12 protein-coding genes are annotated in these 15,856 nt (G+C 55.5%); 4 read left to right on the forward strand and 8 right to left on the reverse strand.

Annotation, left to right across the window (positions count from 1 at the left end):
• Positions 1–4 precede the first annotated feature (4 nt).
• The 6 genes from mnmG to rpmH all read right to left on the reverse strand — a co-directional run bounded on the left by mnmG (position 5) and on the right by rpmH (position 6,349).
• Positions 5–1,903: a tRNA uridine-5-carboxymethylaminomethyl(34) synthesis enzyme MnmG gene (gene mnmG, locus AC0Z8Z_RS16635; protein WP_485619815.1), complete on the reverse strand. Its 1,899-nt coding sequence runs from the start codon at positions 1,901–1,903 to the stop codon at positions 5–7.
• A gap of 524 nt (positions 1,904–2,427) precedes the next feature.
• Complete coding sequence (gene mnmE / locus AC0Z8Z_RS16640) at positions 2,428–3,798, reverse strand: tRNA uridine-5-carboxymethylaminomethyl(34) synthesis GTPase MnmE (RefSeq protein WP_485619816.1); 1,371 nt, start codon at positions 3,796–3,798, stop codon at positions 2,428–2,430.
• Positions 3,799–3,876: 78 nt separating this feature from the next.
• Positions 3,877–5,556 carry a membrane protein insertase YidC gene (gene yidC, locus AC0Z8Z_RS16645; RefSeq protein ID WP_065988047.1) on the reverse strand — a complete coding sequence of 560 codons (1,680 nt, stop codon included), beginning with the start codon at positions 5,554–5,556 and terminating at the stop codon, positions 3,877–3,879.
• A 2-nt stretch (positions 5,557–5,558) separates the two neighbouring features.
• Complete coding sequence (yidD, locus tag AC0Z8Z_RS16650) at positions 5,559–5,804, reverse strand: membrane protein insertion efficiency factor YidD (RefSeq protein ID WP_074886126.1); 246 nt, start codon at positions 5,802–5,804, stop codon at positions 5,559–5,561.
• On the reverse strand, positions 5,797–6,198 hold the full coding sequence (gene rnpA / locus AC0Z8Z_RS16655; protein ID WP_122534378.1) for a ribonuclease P protein component: 402 nt from the start codon (positions 6,196–6,198) through the stop codon (positions 5,797–5,799). The genes yidD and rnpA overlap by 8 nt, the downstream gene beginning before the upstream one ends.
• Before the next feature lie 16 nt (positions 6,199–6,214).
• Positions 6,215–6,349, reverse strand: coding sequence for a 50S ribosomal protein L34 (gene rpmH / locus AC0Z8Z_RS16660; RefSeq protein ID WP_002551315.1), 135 nt, complete (start codon positions 6,347–6,349; stop codon positions 6,215–6,217).
• 584 nt (positions 6,350–6,933) lie between these two features.
• Between rpmH and dnaA the strand changes: the two genes are divergently transcribed.
• From dnaA to gyrB, 4 genes are read left to right on the forward strand one after another with little or no spacing between them, the layout of a single operon-like run.
• Positions 6,934–8,469: a chromosomal replication initiator protein DnaA gene (gene dnaA, locus AC0Z8Z_RS16665; protein WP_172610183.1), complete on the forward strand. Its 1,536-nt coding sequence runs from the start codon at positions 6,934–6,936 to the stop codon at positions 8,467–8,469.
• A gap of 35 nt (positions 8,470–8,504) precedes the next feature.
• Positions 8,505–9,608 carry a DNA polymerase III subunit beta gene (dnaN, locus tag AC0Z8Z_RS16670; RefSeq protein WP_122534264.1) on the forward strand — a complete coding sequence of 368 codons (1,104 nt, stop codon included), beginning with the start codon at positions 8,505–8,507 and terminating at the stop codon, positions 9,606–9,608.
• A gap of 13 nt (positions 9,609–9,621) precedes the next feature.
• Positions 9,622–10,725 carry a DNA replication/repair protein RecF gene (recF, locus tag AC0Z8Z_RS16675; protein ID WP_172610182.1) on the forward strand — a complete coding sequence of 368 codons (1,104 nt, stop codon included), beginning with the start codon at positions 9,622–9,624 and terminating at the stop codon, positions 10,723–10,725.
• A 4-nt stretch (positions 10,726–10,729) separates the two neighbouring features.
• Positions 10,730–13,147, forward strand: coding sequence for a DNA topoisomerase (ATP-hydrolyzing) subunit B (gene gyrB / locus AC0Z8Z_RS16680; RefSeq protein WP_282365446.1), 2,418 nt, complete (start codon positions 10,730–10,732; stop codon positions 13,145–13,147).
• Between the two features lie 65 nt (positions 13,148–13,212).
• On the opposite strand, the gene AC0Z8Z_RS16685 is transcribed toward gyrB, so the two are convergent.
• Positions 13,213–14,361, reverse strand: coding sequence for an acyltransferase family protein (locus AC0Z8Z_RS16685; RefSeq protein WP_485619817.1), 1,149 nt, complete (start codon positions 14,359–14,361; stop codon positions 13,213–13,215).
• Positions 14,362–14,422: 61 nt separating this feature from the next.
• Positions 14,423–15,565: an acyltransferase family protein gene (locus AC0Z8Z_RS16690; RefSeq protein WP_485619818.1), complete on the reverse strand. Its 1,143-nt coding sequence runs from the start codon at positions 15,563–15,565 to the stop codon at positions 14,423–14,425.
• Between the last annotated feature and the right edge of the window lie 291 nt (positions 15,566–15,856).

Raw genomic sequence — 15,856 nt, forward strand, 5'->3', positions numbered from 1 at the left:
GAACTCAAGCGCTTTGCTCCAACTGACGGCCCGCGCCGCGTTTTTTCAGATGAATCATCAACAGAGAAATCGCCGCTGGCGTGACGCCGGGAATCCGCGAGGCCTGACCAAGGGTTTCAGGACGAGTTATCCCCAGCTTGCTCTGGATTTCCTTGGACAGACCGGAAATTCCGGTGTAATCGATATCCACAGGGAGCCGTGTGTTTTCGCTGGCACGCAGACGAGCGATTTCATCCTGCTGACGGTCGATGTAGCCAGCGTATTTGGTCTTGATTTCGACCTGCTCGGCGACCTGTGGGTCAAGCGAGCCGTGGCCGGTCAGAGCAACCAGACTGGCGTAGTCCACTTCCGGACGGCTCAGCAGATTCAGCAGATTGTATTCGTGGTTCAACGGGGTGCCGAAGTGCGCCGAGACCGCATCGCCCTGCTCCGTACCCGGACGAATCCAGGTGGATTTCAGGCGCTGTTCTTCCAGCTCGATGCCTTCACGCTTGGCACAGAACGCCGCCCAGCGGGCATCGTCTACCAACCCGAGCGCCCGACCCTGTTCGGTCAAACGCAAGTCCGCGTTGTCTTCACGCAAAATCAAGCGGTACTCGGCACGCGAGGTGAACATCCGGTATGGCTCCTGAGTACCCAACGTAATGAGGTCATCCACCAGCACGCCGATGTAAGCCTCATCGCGACGCGGACACCAGCTGTCCTTACCTTGAGCCCGAAGCGCTGCGTTGGCGCCAGCGAGTAAACCTTGGGCACCGGCCTCTTCGTAACCGGTTGTGCCGTTGATCTGTCCTGCGAAAAACAACCCACCGATAACCTTGGTTTCGAGGCTGTACTTCAGGTCGCGCGGATCGAAGTAGTCGTACTCGATGGCATAGCCAGGCCTCACGATGTGGGCGTTTTCCATTCCGCGAATGGACCGCACGATCTGCAGCTGTACGTCGAACGGCAGCGAGGTCGATATGCCGTTGGGATAAAGCTCATGGGTCGTCAAACCTTCCGGCTCGATAAACACCTGATGGCTTTCCTTGTCGGCAAACCGATGGATCTTGTCTTCAATCGATGGGCAGTAGCGTGGACCTACCCCCTCGATCTCACCAGCAGCGGAATACATCGGCGAACGATCAAGATTGGCCGCGATGATTTCGTGGGTCTGGGCATTGGTGTGGGTAATCCAGCAACTGACCTGGCTCGGGTGTTGAGCCTTTGAACCCATGAACGACATCACCGGGATCGGCGTATCACCCGGTTGTTCGGTCATCACCGAGAAATCCACAGATCGGCCGTCAATGCGCGGAGGTGTACCCGTTTTCAGGCGGCCCACTCTCAACGGAAGCTCACGGAGCCTGCGTGCAAGCGCGATCGACGGCGGATCACCGGCGCGACCGCCCGAATAGTTCTGCAGACCGATGTGGATAAGTCCGCCCAGGAAGGTCCCGGTTGTCAGAACCACGGAATCAGCGAGAAAACGCAGTCCCATCTGGGTAACGACGCCGCGCACCTGATCCTGCTCGACGATCAGGTCGTCGCATGCCTGTTGGAATACCCAGAGGTTGGGCTGGTTTTCGATGATTTCTCTGACTGCGGCCTTGTACAGCACGCGATCCGCCTGGGCACGTGTCGCCCGGACAGCGGGGCCTTTGCGGCTGTTAAGCACGCGAAACTGGATGCCACTTTTGTCCGTGGCCGTTGCCATCGCACCGCCGAGTGCATCGATCTCTTTGACCAAATGACTTTTACCGATGCCACCAATGGCCGGGTTGCAACTCATCTGGCCGAGGGTTTCCACGTTATGCGTAAGCAGCAGGGTGGTAGCCCCCATACGTGCGGACGCCAGTGCTGCCTCGGTACCGGCATGACCGCCGCCGATGACGATCACTTGAAAACGGGAAGGGAAATCCACCACGCACCTCGTGCCTGTTGTTTGGGGGGAATAGGAATGGCGGCAAGTATAGGGACTTACCCCCCCTTAAGAAACCCGTTGCGCAAAATCTAACCAGCTGTGGATGAATGGCGGTTATAGAAATTAAAAAGAAAGAAATTTATAAGATCTTTGTTTTTATGTTTATTTCTACTGAGGCCCATCTCTGTGGATAGAATACGGAAAGCCTTTAAATACCTGATGTACAGAGAATCAAAAGCCTGTGTCCATGTGCCCAAGAGCTACTTGGATAACCTGTCTAAGCCTGTGGATGAAATGACCACTTGTCCACAGGTGGCATTATCCTCAGGTGAGGGGCCTGTTTATCTACCGAGCTTAGCCATGGTTATGCACAGGGCTTATTTGAGAATTCAGGTGCTAAACGGTCAAATTCGAGGCGCATCTATGCCCCCGGGCATTGACCGGAAGTCTGCAAAAGTCAGAAAACCTGAATCGAGATGGGGCAGATCCGGAGAGATTGACCTGCCAGGGGATGGATCGCGGTGTTATTTGCCGATGCAAAAGCTGGAGAAAATTCGTCCCAGCAAATCGTCCGAGCTGAATGCGCCCGTAATTTCGCCCAGGGACTGCTGTGCTTGGCGCAGGTCTTCGGCAAGCAGCTCGCCGGCGCCCGCCAGGGTCAGCTGCGAGCGTCCATGCTCGAGAGAAGCGCTTGCCTTGTGCAGCGCTTCAAGGTGTCGCCGTCGCGCACTGAAGCTTCCTTCAGCTGTTTGCTGATATCCCATGCACGCCTTCAGATGCTCTCTGAGAAGCTCCACGCCCTTACCCCCTGACTTGGCGCTCAGGCTGATGGTCACGTGGCCATCGATGCTGGTCACCAGCTCCACCGGTTCATTACTCAGGTCCACCTTGTTACGAATCAAGGTGACGTGGGCGGGGTCAGGTCTTTGATCCAGGAACTCGGGCCATAAAGCGAAAGGATCGCGCGCCTCCGGCGCTGTTGCATCCACCACCAGCAGAATTCGGTCCGCCTGACCTATGGCCTGAAGCGCGCGTTGCACACCTATTTTTTCCACATGATCGTCGGTGTCGCGCAGACCGGCAGTGTCCACGACGTGGAGAGGCATGCCATCAATGTGGATATGTTCGCGCAGGACATCACGGGTTGTGCCGGCAATCTCAGTCACAATTGCCGCCTCTTTGCCGGCCAGTGCATTCAGCAGACTGGATTTGCCGGCGTTGGGTCTGCCTGCAATAACCACGTTCATGCCATCCCTAAGCAGTGCGCCCTGGTTGGCTTCGTGGAGCACTGTGGATAACTGACTGCGAACGTCGTCCAGCATGGCAAGCACATGGCCGTCCGCGAGAAAGTCGATCTCTTCCTCCGGAAAATCGATCGCTGCTTCGACATAAATACGCAGGCTGATCAGTTTCTCCGTGAGCTCATGTACTCGCTGAGAAAATGCACCCTGCAGCGACCTCAACGCATTGCGTGCGGCCTGTGCAGAACTCGCTTCGATAAGGTCAGCGATGGCCTCGGCTTGGGCGAGGTCGAGCTTGTCGTTGAGAAATGCGCGTTCACTGAATTCCCCGGGCCGTGCCAGACGGCATCCCAACTGCACACAACGTTGCAGCAACATGTCCAGAACCACCGGCCCGCCATGCCCTTGAAGTTCGAGGACGTCTTCCCCGGTGAATGAGTGAGGGCCTGAAAAGTAGAGTCCGATGCCTTCGTCGATGATTGCGCCGCTTTCTCCCTTGAAGGCGCCGTAATGCGCGTACCGAGGTTGTGGCAGTTTGCCGAGAATCGCCTCTGCACACTTGCTGGCCTGGGGACCGGAAATACGGACGATGCCGACGCCTCCTCGTCCGGGAGCTGTTGCGATGGCCGCAATGGTTTCAAAAAGAACGTTCATGGGCCGACTCCTGGGCAACCAACGGATAGCAAAACGCCCCACGAGGGGGCGTTTTGAATGACTTGTTAACAGGGTAGATCAGGCTTCAGCTTTCTTGGCTTTCGCTTCGATGCTGCGAGTGATGTACCACTGCTGAGTGATGGACAAGGTGTTGTTCACAACCCAGTACAGCACCAGACCAGCCGGGAACCATAGGAAGAAGAACGTGAAGATGATTGGCATCAGCTTCATGACCTTGGCCTGCATCGGATCCGGCGGTGTCGGGTTCAAACGCTGCTGGATAAACATGGTAGCGCCCATGATGATCGGCAGGATAAAGAACGGGTCCTTGATCGACAGGTCGGTTATCCACAGCAGCCAAGGTGCCTGGCGCATTTCGACGCTTTCAAGCAGTACCCAGTACAGCGACAGGAACACCGGCATCTGCACCAGGATCGGCAAGCATCCACCCAACGGGTTGATCTTCTCTTTCTTGTACAGCTCCATCATCGACTGCGAAAGCTTCTGACGATCGTCGCCATGCTGCTCTTTCAACGCAGCCAAGCGAGGAGCAACTGCACGCATGCGTGCCATCGACTTGTAACTGGCCGCCGACAGAGGGAAGAAAAGCCCCTTGATTAGCATGGTCAGGAAGATGATCGACCAGCCCCAATTACCCACGATGCTGTGGATATGTTGCAGCAGCCAGAAAATAGGCTGGGCAATGAACCACAGAATCCCGTAATCCACTGTCAATTCCAGACCTGGGGACAACTCCTTCAGGACTGCCTGACTCTTCGGACCGGCGTAAAGCGTTGTAGTGGTCTCGGCTTTAGCGCCAGGTGCGACTGTCAATGCCGGGCCTGTGAAACCGATGATGTAATTGCCGGCACTGTCCTTACGGGTGGTGACGGTGTTGCTATCAGTTTTGTTCGGAATCCAGGCGGTCACGAAGTAATGCTGCAACCAGGCAACCCAACCACCCTGAACGGTGTCCTTCACCGAACCTTTGTCGATGTCCTTCATGGAAACCTTTTTGTAAGGTTCCGAAGGAGTCCACATCGCAGCACCCAGATAGGTGGCCGTGCCAGTGGCAGTCGTCGAGGATGGGTCAGCGCTCGAATCACGTTTCAGCTGTGCGAACAGGTTACCGTTCCAAGGCTGGGCGCTCTGGTTGTCAATCACGTAAGAAACGGTCAGGTCATACAGACCGCGTTTGAACGTAAAGCGCTTGATGTAGTTGACGCCGCCGTCGCTGAATTTCAGGTCGACGACCAAGTCGTTCTGACCATCAGTCAACTGGTAGCTTTTTTGCGTGGCCGAGTAGACCGGGCGACCAGTGGCTCGGGCATCAGGGCCGTTTGCGCCAGTCAGACCGCTCTGAGCGAGAAAGATCCGTTCGCCGCCGTTATCGAACAGCTGGAAAGGAATCTCAGGATGATCCTGACGGCGTGGATAAAGTGGCAAGCGGAGCTGCACCACATCGCCGCCAACCGGATCAATTTCCAGATTAAGGACGTCTGTCTTCACCTGGATCAGATCTTTGCTGGTAGCCACCGGCATTTCCGCAGGCGCAGCCACTTCGCCGGTAGCGCTAGGAACGTCTGCATTGGCAGTCGCTGAACCTTGCGGAGCATCAGGAATAGCGGATGTATTGGTGTTGGCAGCAACATTCTGAGTCGGCAAAGCAGCCTGACCGTAGTCCTGGTTCCATTTCAGAACACCGACATAGGTCACGATTGCCAGGGCGACGATCAGGATCGTGCGTTTAATATCCATGATTACTCGGCCATCGAAGAGGAACGGGAGGTGGGAGCAGGTGGAACCGGGTCATAACCACCGGGATTCCACGGATGACACCGACCTAAGCGACGTAAGGTCAGCCAGCCACCGCGCACCAGACCATAATTTTCAATGGCCTCGTACGCGTAGCAGGAGCAACTGGGGTAGAAACGACAGTGACTGGCCATCAGAGGACTGATGGCATAGCGGTAAAACTGGATCGGAACGAGCGCCAGTTTACGCATCAGGACTGTCTACCCCCGCAGTTTCGGTTTTAAGTTCGGGATCGGGCCGGCTGCGCGCCAGACGTTTCCAGAGCTTGCCGAAATGCTGAATCAATTCGGGGTTTTCAATGTCACCCAAGCCTTTGCGTGCGACGACGACGATATCCCATCCAACCAGGTTGTCCTGGTGAAGGCGAAACGACTCACGCATCAGGCGTTTCAAACGGTTGCGCTCGACGGAGAGCTTCACGCTCTTCTTGCCGATCACCAGCCCGAGACGGGGATGATCAAGGTCGTTGTTGCGCACAAGGAGCAGGAGATTTTTCCCCGGAACCTTGCCGGTAGGGGAGTCAAAGACTGCCTTGAAATGCCGGGGTGTCAGCAAACGCTTTTCCCGACTGAAGTCCTGACTCACCACCTGTGCCGATTAATCAAACTGCCAGACGCTTACGGCCTTTGGCGCGACGACGCGACAGAACTGCGCGACCGTTTTTGGTGGCCATACGAGCACGGAAACCGTGGGTGCGAGCGCGCTTGATAGTGCTGGGTTGGAAAGTACGTTTCATGGCGTGTTACCTGGTTCGTCCACAACGGGCCGGAATGGCCCCCGTTTTAAGAGACCGGGGATTCTAGAGAAAGCGGGCACGCAGGTCAATTTCCAACCAATGTTTCTTGCATTTACTTGCTGAGTGCATTCCATCGACAGCGAGAGATCGGGCGGTGCATTCTTGGCACGTAGATATAGAAATAAAGAAGGAAGGTATTTAAAGCTTCTTTGTAAAGCTTATAAAAGCTTAAGGCGGGGATTTCTGTGGATAAGGCTCTACAAGCCCTGCATCACGTGGTGTACAGAGCGAAGAAAGTCTGTCCACAAACGGTGCTGCGGTTGTGTGACAGCTGGCGACAAGCTGTGGATAGAACGAGAATTTATCCACAGTTGCTTTATCCACAGGTTTCAGACCGGGTTTATGCAACGAGCTGAGGCTAGGTTATCCACAGACCTTAACTATCCACCGCTGGTCGTTCTGTTTAGGACTTTCTGTTTGGTTTCATGAGTCGGCGCCCTACCTTCATGTGGATAAGTCCGCTACGGGTGGTTACAATGGCGGCTTGTTTTTGCCGCGCCGGCTTCGGAACCTAGGGGATATTTGTGTCAGTGGAACTTTGGCAGCAATGCGTTGAGCTCTTGCGCGATGAGCTGCCTGCCCAGCAATTCAACACCTGGATCCGTCCGTTACAGGTTGAAGCCGAAGGCGACGAATTGCGCGTGTATGCGCCCAACCGATTCGTGCTGGACTGGGTGAATGAGAAGTACCTGAGCCGACTGCTCGAGCTGCTGGGCGAGCACGGTCAGGGAGTCGCGCCCGCGCTTTCCTTATTAATAGGCAGCAAGCGTAGTTCAGCGCCACGTGCAGCCCCGAACGCACCGCTCGCTGCAGCTGCTGCAGCATCTCAGGCCGCTCAGAACGCGAGCAACAACGATGCCCCGGTGGCCTCACCGGCACCGCAGTCCGTCGCAACGCCTGCTCCGATGATTCAGACCTCCTTGAATGTCGAAGACGAACCTTCCCGGGCGAGCTTCGATCCGATGGCAGGCGCCAGTTCCCAGCAAGCTCCTGCTCGCGCCGAGCAGCGTAGTGTTCAAGTTGAGGGCGCGCTGAAGCACACCAGCTATCTGAACAGGACCTTTACGTTCGAAAATTTTGTCGAAGGTAAATCCAACCAGTTGGCTCGAGCGGCCGCCTGGCAGGTAGCGGACAATCCCAAACACGGTTACAACCCGCTCTTCCTGTATGGCGGCGTGGGTTTAGGTAAGACTCACTTGATGCATGCTGTGGGTAACCACTTGCTCAAGAAGAACCCGAATGCCAAGGTTGTGTATTTGCACTCCGAGCGTTTTGTGGCGGATATGGTCAAGGCGCTTCAGCTCAATGCAATCAATGAGTTCAAACGCTTCTATCGCTCAGTCGATGCACTGCTGATCGATGACATTCAATTTTTCGCCCGCAAAGAGCGTTCCCAGGAAGAGTTTTTCCACACCTTCAACGCGCTTCTGGAGGGGGGGCAGCAGGTTATTCTTACGAGTGACCGCTACCCTAAAGAGATCGAAGGCCTGGAAGAGCGCTTGAAGTCACGTTTCGGCTGGGGCCTGACAGTCGCGGTCGAGCCACCGGAGCTGGAAACGCGGGTAGCGATTTTGATGAAGAAGGCAGATCAGGCGAAAGTCGATCTCCCTCATGACGCCGCGTTCTTCATCGCTCAGCGCATCCGGTCTAACGTGCGTGAGCTTGAGGGTGCGCTGAAGCGTGTCATCGCTCACTCGCACTTCATGGGCCGAGACATCACCATTGAACTGATCCGTGAATCGTTGAAGGACTTGCTCGCATTGCAAGACAAGCTGGTGAGTGTGGATAACATTCAGCGGACCGTGGCCGAGTACTACAAGATCAAGATATCCGACTTGCTGTCGAAGCGCCGTTCGAGGTCTGTCGCAAGACCGCGGCAAGTAGCGATGGCATTGTCCAAGGAACTGACCAACCACAGTCTTCCGGAAATCGGCGATGTGTTTGGCGGCCGTGACCACACAACGGTGTTGCATGCGTGCCGGAAGATCAACGAATTGAAAGAATCCGATGCGGACATCCGCGAGGACTACAAGAACCTGCTGCGGACATTGACAACGTGACGCTGACGCAGCTTATCAAGGCAAGGGACTAGACCATGCATTTCACCATTCAACGCGAAGCCCTGTTGAAACCCCTGCAACTGGTCGCGGGCGTTGTCGAACGCCGTCAGACCTTGCCGGTTCTTTCGAACGTACTTTTGGTCGTTGAGGGCCAGCAGCTGTCTTTGACCGGTACGGACCTCGAAGTCGAGCTGGTCGGCCGCGTGCAGTTGGAAGAGCCTGCTGAGCCGGGCGAAATCACCGTCCCCGCGCGCAAGCTGATGGACATCTGCAAAAGCATTCCCAATGACGCACTGATTGACATCAAGCTCGACGAACAAAAGCTGATTGTCAAAGCGGGTCGCAGCCGCTTTACGCTTTCTACCCTGCCTGCCAATGACTTCCCCACTGTGGAAGAAGGTCCGGGTTCGCTTACGTTCAGCCTAATTCAAAGCAAGCTGCGCCGCTTGATCGAGCGCACCAGCTTTGCCATGGCCCAGCAGGACGTTCGCTACTACCTCAACGGCATGCTGCTTGAAGTTCAGTCGGGCATTCTCCGCGCGGTCGCAACTGATGGGCATCGTCTTGCGATGTGTTCCATGGCTGCAGAGATCGAGCAGGCTGACCGTCACCAGGTGATCGTGCCGCGTAAGGGCATCCTGGAACTGGCGCGACTGCTGACTGAGCAAGACGGGCTGGTCAGCATCGTGCTGGGTCAGCATCACATTCGCGCGACCACAGGTGAGTTCACGTTCACATCCAAGCTTGTCGACGGCAAATTCCCTGACTACGAGCGAGTGCTGCCCAAGGGCGGTGACAAGCTAGTCGTCGGTGATCGTCAGGCACTGCGCGAGGCGTTCAGCCGTACGGCGATTCTCTCCAACGAAAAATATCGAGGTATCCGCCTTCAGTTGGCCAACGGTCAGTTGAAGATTCAAGCGAACAACCCGGAGCAGGAAGAAGCCGAGGAAGAAATCAGCGTCGACTACAACGGCAGCTCTCTTGAGATCGGATTTAACGTGAGCTACCTGCTCGACGTACTGGGTGTCATGACCACGGAGCAAGTCCGTCTGATTCTTTCGGATTCGAACAGCAGCGCTTTGGTGCAGGAGTCAGGCAATGACGACTCGGCCTATGTCGTTATGCCGATGCGCCTGTAACAGCAGTTGATCGATGTCTCTTAGCCGCGTCTCGGTCACCGGAGTGCGCAATCTGCACCCGGTGACCTTCTCCCCATCACCCCGCATCAACATCCTCTACGGCGCCAACGGCAGCGGCAAAACCAGTGTGCTGGAAGCTATCCATCTCCTTGGCTTGGCGCGCTCTTTTCGTAGCGCGCGATTGCAGCCAGTTATTCAATACGAGCAACCTGCGTGCACGGTCTTCGGCCAGGTTGAACTTGCTGAAGGTGGTCATAGCAGCCTGGGTGTTTCCCGAGAGCGTCAGGGAGACTTCCAGATCCGTATTGATGGGCAGAACGCAAAGAGCGCCGCGCAACTCGCCGAAACGTTACCGCTCCAGCTAATTAACCCCGACAGTTTTCGACTCCTTGAGGGTGCGCCGAAGATCCGTCGTCAGTTTCTGGATTGGGGAGTGTTCCACGTGGAACCTCGTTTCATGTCGACCTGGCAGCGGCTTCAGAAGGCCCTCAGGCAGCGGAACTCGTGGCTTCGCCATGGTACACTTGACGCCGCTTCGCAGGCCGCATGGGACCGTGAACTGTGTCTTGCGAGCGATGAGATTGACGAGTTTCGGCGCGCTTATATCAAAGCGCTGAAGCCTGTGTTCGAGCAGACACTGAGTGAGCTTGTTCAGATCGATGGGCTGACGCTTAGTTACTATCGAGGATGGGACAAGGAAAAAAACCTGAGTGACGTTTTGGCATCGTCCCTCTACCGTGACCAGCAAATGGGTCACACGCAAGCAGGGCCGCAACGCGCGGACTTGCGCTTGCGACTTGGCGGGCACAACGCGGCGGATATTCTTTCTCGTGGGCAGCAGAAGCTTGTGGTCTGTGCCCTTCGTATTGCTCAAGGACATCTAGTCAGTGCGGCCCGTCGGGGCCAATGCATTTATCTCGTCGACGATCTTCCATCGGAACTCGATGAGAATCACCGCGGTGCGCTATGTCGCCTGCTGGAAGAATTACGCTGCCAGGTGTTTATCACCTGCGTAGATCATGAATTGTTGAGGGAAGGCTGGCTGATGGAAACGCCAGTTGCTTTGTTCCACGTGGAACACGGCAATATCACCCAGACCCACGACCACCGGGAGTGAAGGCATGAGCGAAAACCAAACGTACGACTCGACCAGCATCAAAGTGCTGAAAGGACTCGATGCCGTACGCAAGCGTCCTGGTATGTATATCGGCGACACAGACGATGGCAGCGGCCTCCACCATATGGTGTTTGAGGTTGTGGACAACTCGATCGACGAGGCGTTGGCTGGTCACTGTGACGACATCAGTATCATCATTCACCCGGACGAATCGATCACTGTTCGTGACAACGGTCGCGGCATTCCGGTTGACGTGCATAAAGAAGAAGGCGTTTCAGCGGCCGAAGTCATCATGACTGTATTGCACGCTGGCGGTAAGTTCGACGACAACTCCTACAAGGTGTCGGGCGGTCTGCACGGTGTGGGCGTTTCGGTCGTCAACGCACTTTCCGAGGTTTTAAACCTCACTGTTCGCCGCAGCGGTAAAGTTTGGGAACAGACGTACGTTCATGGTGTTCCACAAGAGCCAATGCAGATCGTTGGTGAAAGTGACACCACGGGTACAGAGATCCACTTCAAGCCCTCCTCCGAAACCTTCAAGAATATTCACTTCAGCTGGGACATCCTCGCCAAGCGCATTCGCGAGTTGTCGTTCCTCAACTCCGGTGTGGGTATCGTTCTTAAGGACGAGCGCAGCGGCAAGGAAGAGCTGTTCAAATATGAAGGCGGTCTGCGGGCATTCGTTGAATACCTGAACACCAATAAAACGCCTGTGAATCAGGTCTTCCACTTCAACATCCAGCGTGAAGATGGCATCGGCGTTGAGATTGCCCTGCAGTGGAATGACAGCTTCAACGAAAACCTTCTGTGCTTCACCAACAACATTCCGCAGCGCGACGGTGGTACCCACCTCGTGGGTTTCCGTTCTGCCCTGACGCGTAACCTGAACAACTACATCGAGCAGGAAGGTCTGGCGAAGAAGCACAAAGTCGCCACCACCGGCGACGACGCGCGTGAAGGCCTGACGGCGATCATCTCCGTCAAAGTCCCTGATCCAAAGTTCAGCTCGCAGACGAAAGACAAGCTGGTGTCTTCAGAAGTGAAGACCGCGGTTGAGCAGGAAATGGGCAAGTACTTCTCTGATTTCCTGCTCGAGAACCCGAACGAAGCGAAAGCCGTTGTCGGCAAGATGATCGACGCAGCACGTGCTCGTGAAGCCGCGCGTAAGGCGCGTGAGATGACTCGCCGCAAAGGTGCGCTGGATATCGCAGGCCTGCCCGGCAAGCTGGCTGACTGCCAGGAAAAGGACCCTGCCCTTTCCGAGCTGTATCTTGTGGAAGGTGACTCTGCTGGCGGTTCCGCCAAGCAGGGACGTAACCGTAAGACTCAGGCCATCCTGCCACTCAAGGGCAAGATCCTGAACGTGGAAAAGGCGCGCTTCGACAAGATGATCTCGTCCCAGGAAGTGGGCACGTTGATCACGGCACTGGGCTGCGGTATCGGCCGTGACGAATACAACATCGAAAAACTGCGCTACCACAACATCATCATCATGACCGATGCCGACGTCGACGGTTCGCACATCCGTACCCTGTTGCTGACCTTCTTCTTCCGTCAGCTGCCGGAACTGGTTGAGCGTGGCTACATCTACATTGCCCAGCCGCCGTTGTACAAGGTGAAGAAAGGCAAGCAAGAGCAGTACATCAAAGACGACGAGGCCATGGAGGAGTACATGACCCAGTCGGCCCTGGAAGATGCGAGCCTGCACCTGAACGAATCGGCGCCTGGCATTTCTGGTGCAGCGCTGGAGAAACTGGTTCACGACTTCCGCATGGTCATGAAGACCCTGAAGCGACTCTCCCGTCTGTACCCGCAAGAGCTGACCGAGCACTTCGTCTACCTGCCAGCTGTGCCAATGGAGCAGCTGTCTGATCATGCCGCCATGCAAGAGTGGCTGGCGAAGTTTGATGAACGCCTGCGCGTGGGTGAGAAATCCGGCTTGGTCTACAAGGCCAGCTTGCGTGAAGACCGCGAGCGTAACGTATGGCTGCCAGAGGTCGAACTGATCTCCCATGGGCTGTCCAACTACGTGACGTTCAACCGCGATTTCTTCGGCAGCAACGACTACAAGACAGTCACAGCGCTCGGTGCTCAGATCAGCACGCTGCTGGAAGAAGGCGCTTACGTCCAACGTGGCGAACGCAAGAAAGCGGTCACTGAGTTCAAGGAAGCGCTGGCCTGGCTAATGGCAGAAAGCACTAAGCGTCACACCATCCAGCGCTACAAAGGTCTCGGTGAGATGAACCCTGATCAGTTGTGGGAAACCACGATGGACCCAAGCGTGCGACGTATGCTCAAGGTGACGATCGAAGACGCCATCGGCGCTGATCAGATCTTCAACACCCTGATGGGTGATGCAGTAGAACCGCGCCGCGACTTCATCGAAGCTAACGCACTGGCGGTATCGAACCTGGATTTCTAAGGTTCACCCGCTATCAAAACAGCCCCAACGATGCGAATCGATTGGGGCTTTTTTTGTTTAAAGATTCAGCTCACGGTCTTCACTGGACTGATCGGCAGGGTAGTCCGCCCTCTCCTGCTCAAGCGTTTGCCCCATTCGATACCGCGCTGTTCAATGAGGCGGTAGCTGACCGCAGATATGCCCACGATGATGATTAACAGGCCAAGTAGCAGGAAGTTATCAGCCATTGCATTATTGAATGAAAGCATCGGGCCTGGCGCCGCAGCAGCGTAAGTGACAAAGGTGTAGCCGGTGACTTTCCCTAAAAAAAGCATGCCCAGGGTGAAGGCGAACAGAACCATCGCATGGGTCATGTAGATCGAGTAGGACAGCACGCCCAGCTTCTCGAACGGGCGAGTTTTCAGCAAGGTCGAGACCACCCCTCCCTCGAAGGAGAAAATCAACATGAGCGCGCAGAACACCAACATCAGAATGATCTGTTTTTGATCGACGTTACTCACCAGCACACTCACTGCGAGGCAAATCCCGACTACTTCCAGGGCAGTGTGCAGCCAGCGCGAAATGCTCTTGGTGTGAATAACCTGATAGAGGTGATAGGTCATCACCCCTGCAAAGAAACAGGACAGTCCCTGCAATGCGGGCTCCATCAGAGAGGCAAGTCCCAAGGACAAACACACCGTAGCCACCAACGAGATCATCAGAAACGTCAGCGTGGCAATGCGTGGGGTACACAAGAATATCCCCGCGAAGATAATGTAGACGTAGTACTCGACACTGATGCTCCACGCCGGAAAGTTGAACGACTGGGGATTGAATCCCGGCCACCAGGATTGCAACAGGAGCAGGTTGGGGATGATTTCCTGAGGCGCACGCTGTCCGGTGAAGCTGGGCTGATTGAACGCTATGCCGGCATGCTCCGCGCCCAGCTTCATCACCTCCAATGCGATGGCGAGCATGAGCACAACGACGTGCAGTGGGTACAGTCGGAAGGTGCGAGTGATAAAGAACTGCTTGAATTGGTCCGTCGTTGCAAGCCGCTGCCCGTAGGTGTGGACCATGACGAAGCCGCTCAGGACAAAGAAAAAGCTCACCAGGTAATGAGCATTCCTGAAGAACACCCATTCGCCGAAGCTCAGTGGAATGTGGATGTGATAGACCGCAACGCTTAAAGCGCAGATACCCCTGAAGCCGTCCAGCACCTGAAATCTCTTCATTGCCAACTCCCTGTTGAATCCATGCTGGACACGGCTAGCTGCTCAGTCGGTGCGCAGGTCATCATACGGCACCTTTCCTGACTCCGGGCCAGCGGCCTTTCAAGGTGTCCAGGTGACTGCCTAACATCGAAGAAAGCCCACGGCGCCAAGCCATAGCTGGCTTCTCGATGGAATGCCAGGAGAAGACGGCTGCCAGCAACGCAAGCGGGAACGCTAGCAGCATCATGCTGACAGGCCCAATGCCTTTAAACAGATGGGCGAGGATTTCCTGAATCGGGAAAGCGTAGATATAAACACCGTACGAGTAATCACCCAGCTGGTTGTAACGGTCGGTCACGGGGCGGGTGGCAAACCCGAGGTAGAAAATCAAATACGCCCAGGCCAGCACAAAGCACTCAAAGAAATACGGCGTGCGCCAAGTGCAGACGGCTAACGCGGCGAAGGGCAGGAAGCCAATAAATCGATGCGGAATATAGTCGCGATATCGGTAGAACGACATGCCCAGCACAAACGGCAAACTCCACGTGAAGAAGAACTCGGCACAGTGGAAATCTTCGAGCAGCGTGGTGTTCAGCATCAGGGCTTTGAAGGTGACGTACAGCGCAGCGTAAAACGTTAGAAAGCCCGCGAATTTGCATCCCTCACTGTAGAACGCGAATGCGCCAAGTCCGCCGACCAGTACGTAGAGCGTGACCTCGTAAAAGAGTGTCCACAGCGACCCGTTGATGCCGGGCCAAGGGTTGTTTTCGAACACGCCAGGCAGCTGGAATTTCATGCTGAAGAGCGTCAGGTTATGGATTAGATAACCGTATGTTTCACCTGAGCTGAAATATTCTGACGGACCCAGTGTCGTAAACAAGGCTCCGATCAGCAACACGCTGATCAGCAGCACAAGTGTTAGCCCAGGATAGATGCGCAGAAATCGAGCGATGAAAAAGTCCATCGTGCTGGCCGCGCGATCGCGACTCAGGGAGATAAAAAAGCCGGAGACGCAGAAGAATGTGATTACCGCCAGTTCACCCAGAGACAGACCAATCCACTTCGAGAGCGGCTCGATCGCTTCACGGCCGAGTGCAAGAGGGTAACTGTGGGAAATCAGTACCGCCGTAGCGGCCAGCATTCTGATCAGGTTGAAGTTGTTGTTTCTTCTGGACGCCAGGTCACCCAACGTATTCATACAGCCTCCGCGCGAGATCAGGGTCATGTCGGTTCGATCCATTCACCGCTGTGACGCTCACGCCGTCGGGGACGCGCGATATCGAGAGGGTTGGAAATGGTTTTGAGCCTGAACGATACACTGGGGATGATGCACGTCTAATTGGCATCTCTAATCGGGATGCGGATTACCTGCATGCCCTGTCAGCCAATAATTTGGCCCTGAAACTCGAACGATAGATTTTATTAGGCAGGTCAGTGTCGTTGCGCCTTGAGTGGTGAATGACAGCGGTAAAAACCTGGATTCCCTCCGATTAAAACGTTGCATCAGGACAGATGT

This window comes from Pseudomonas sp. 1L-C-7-B-C1, assembly GCF_057291635.1.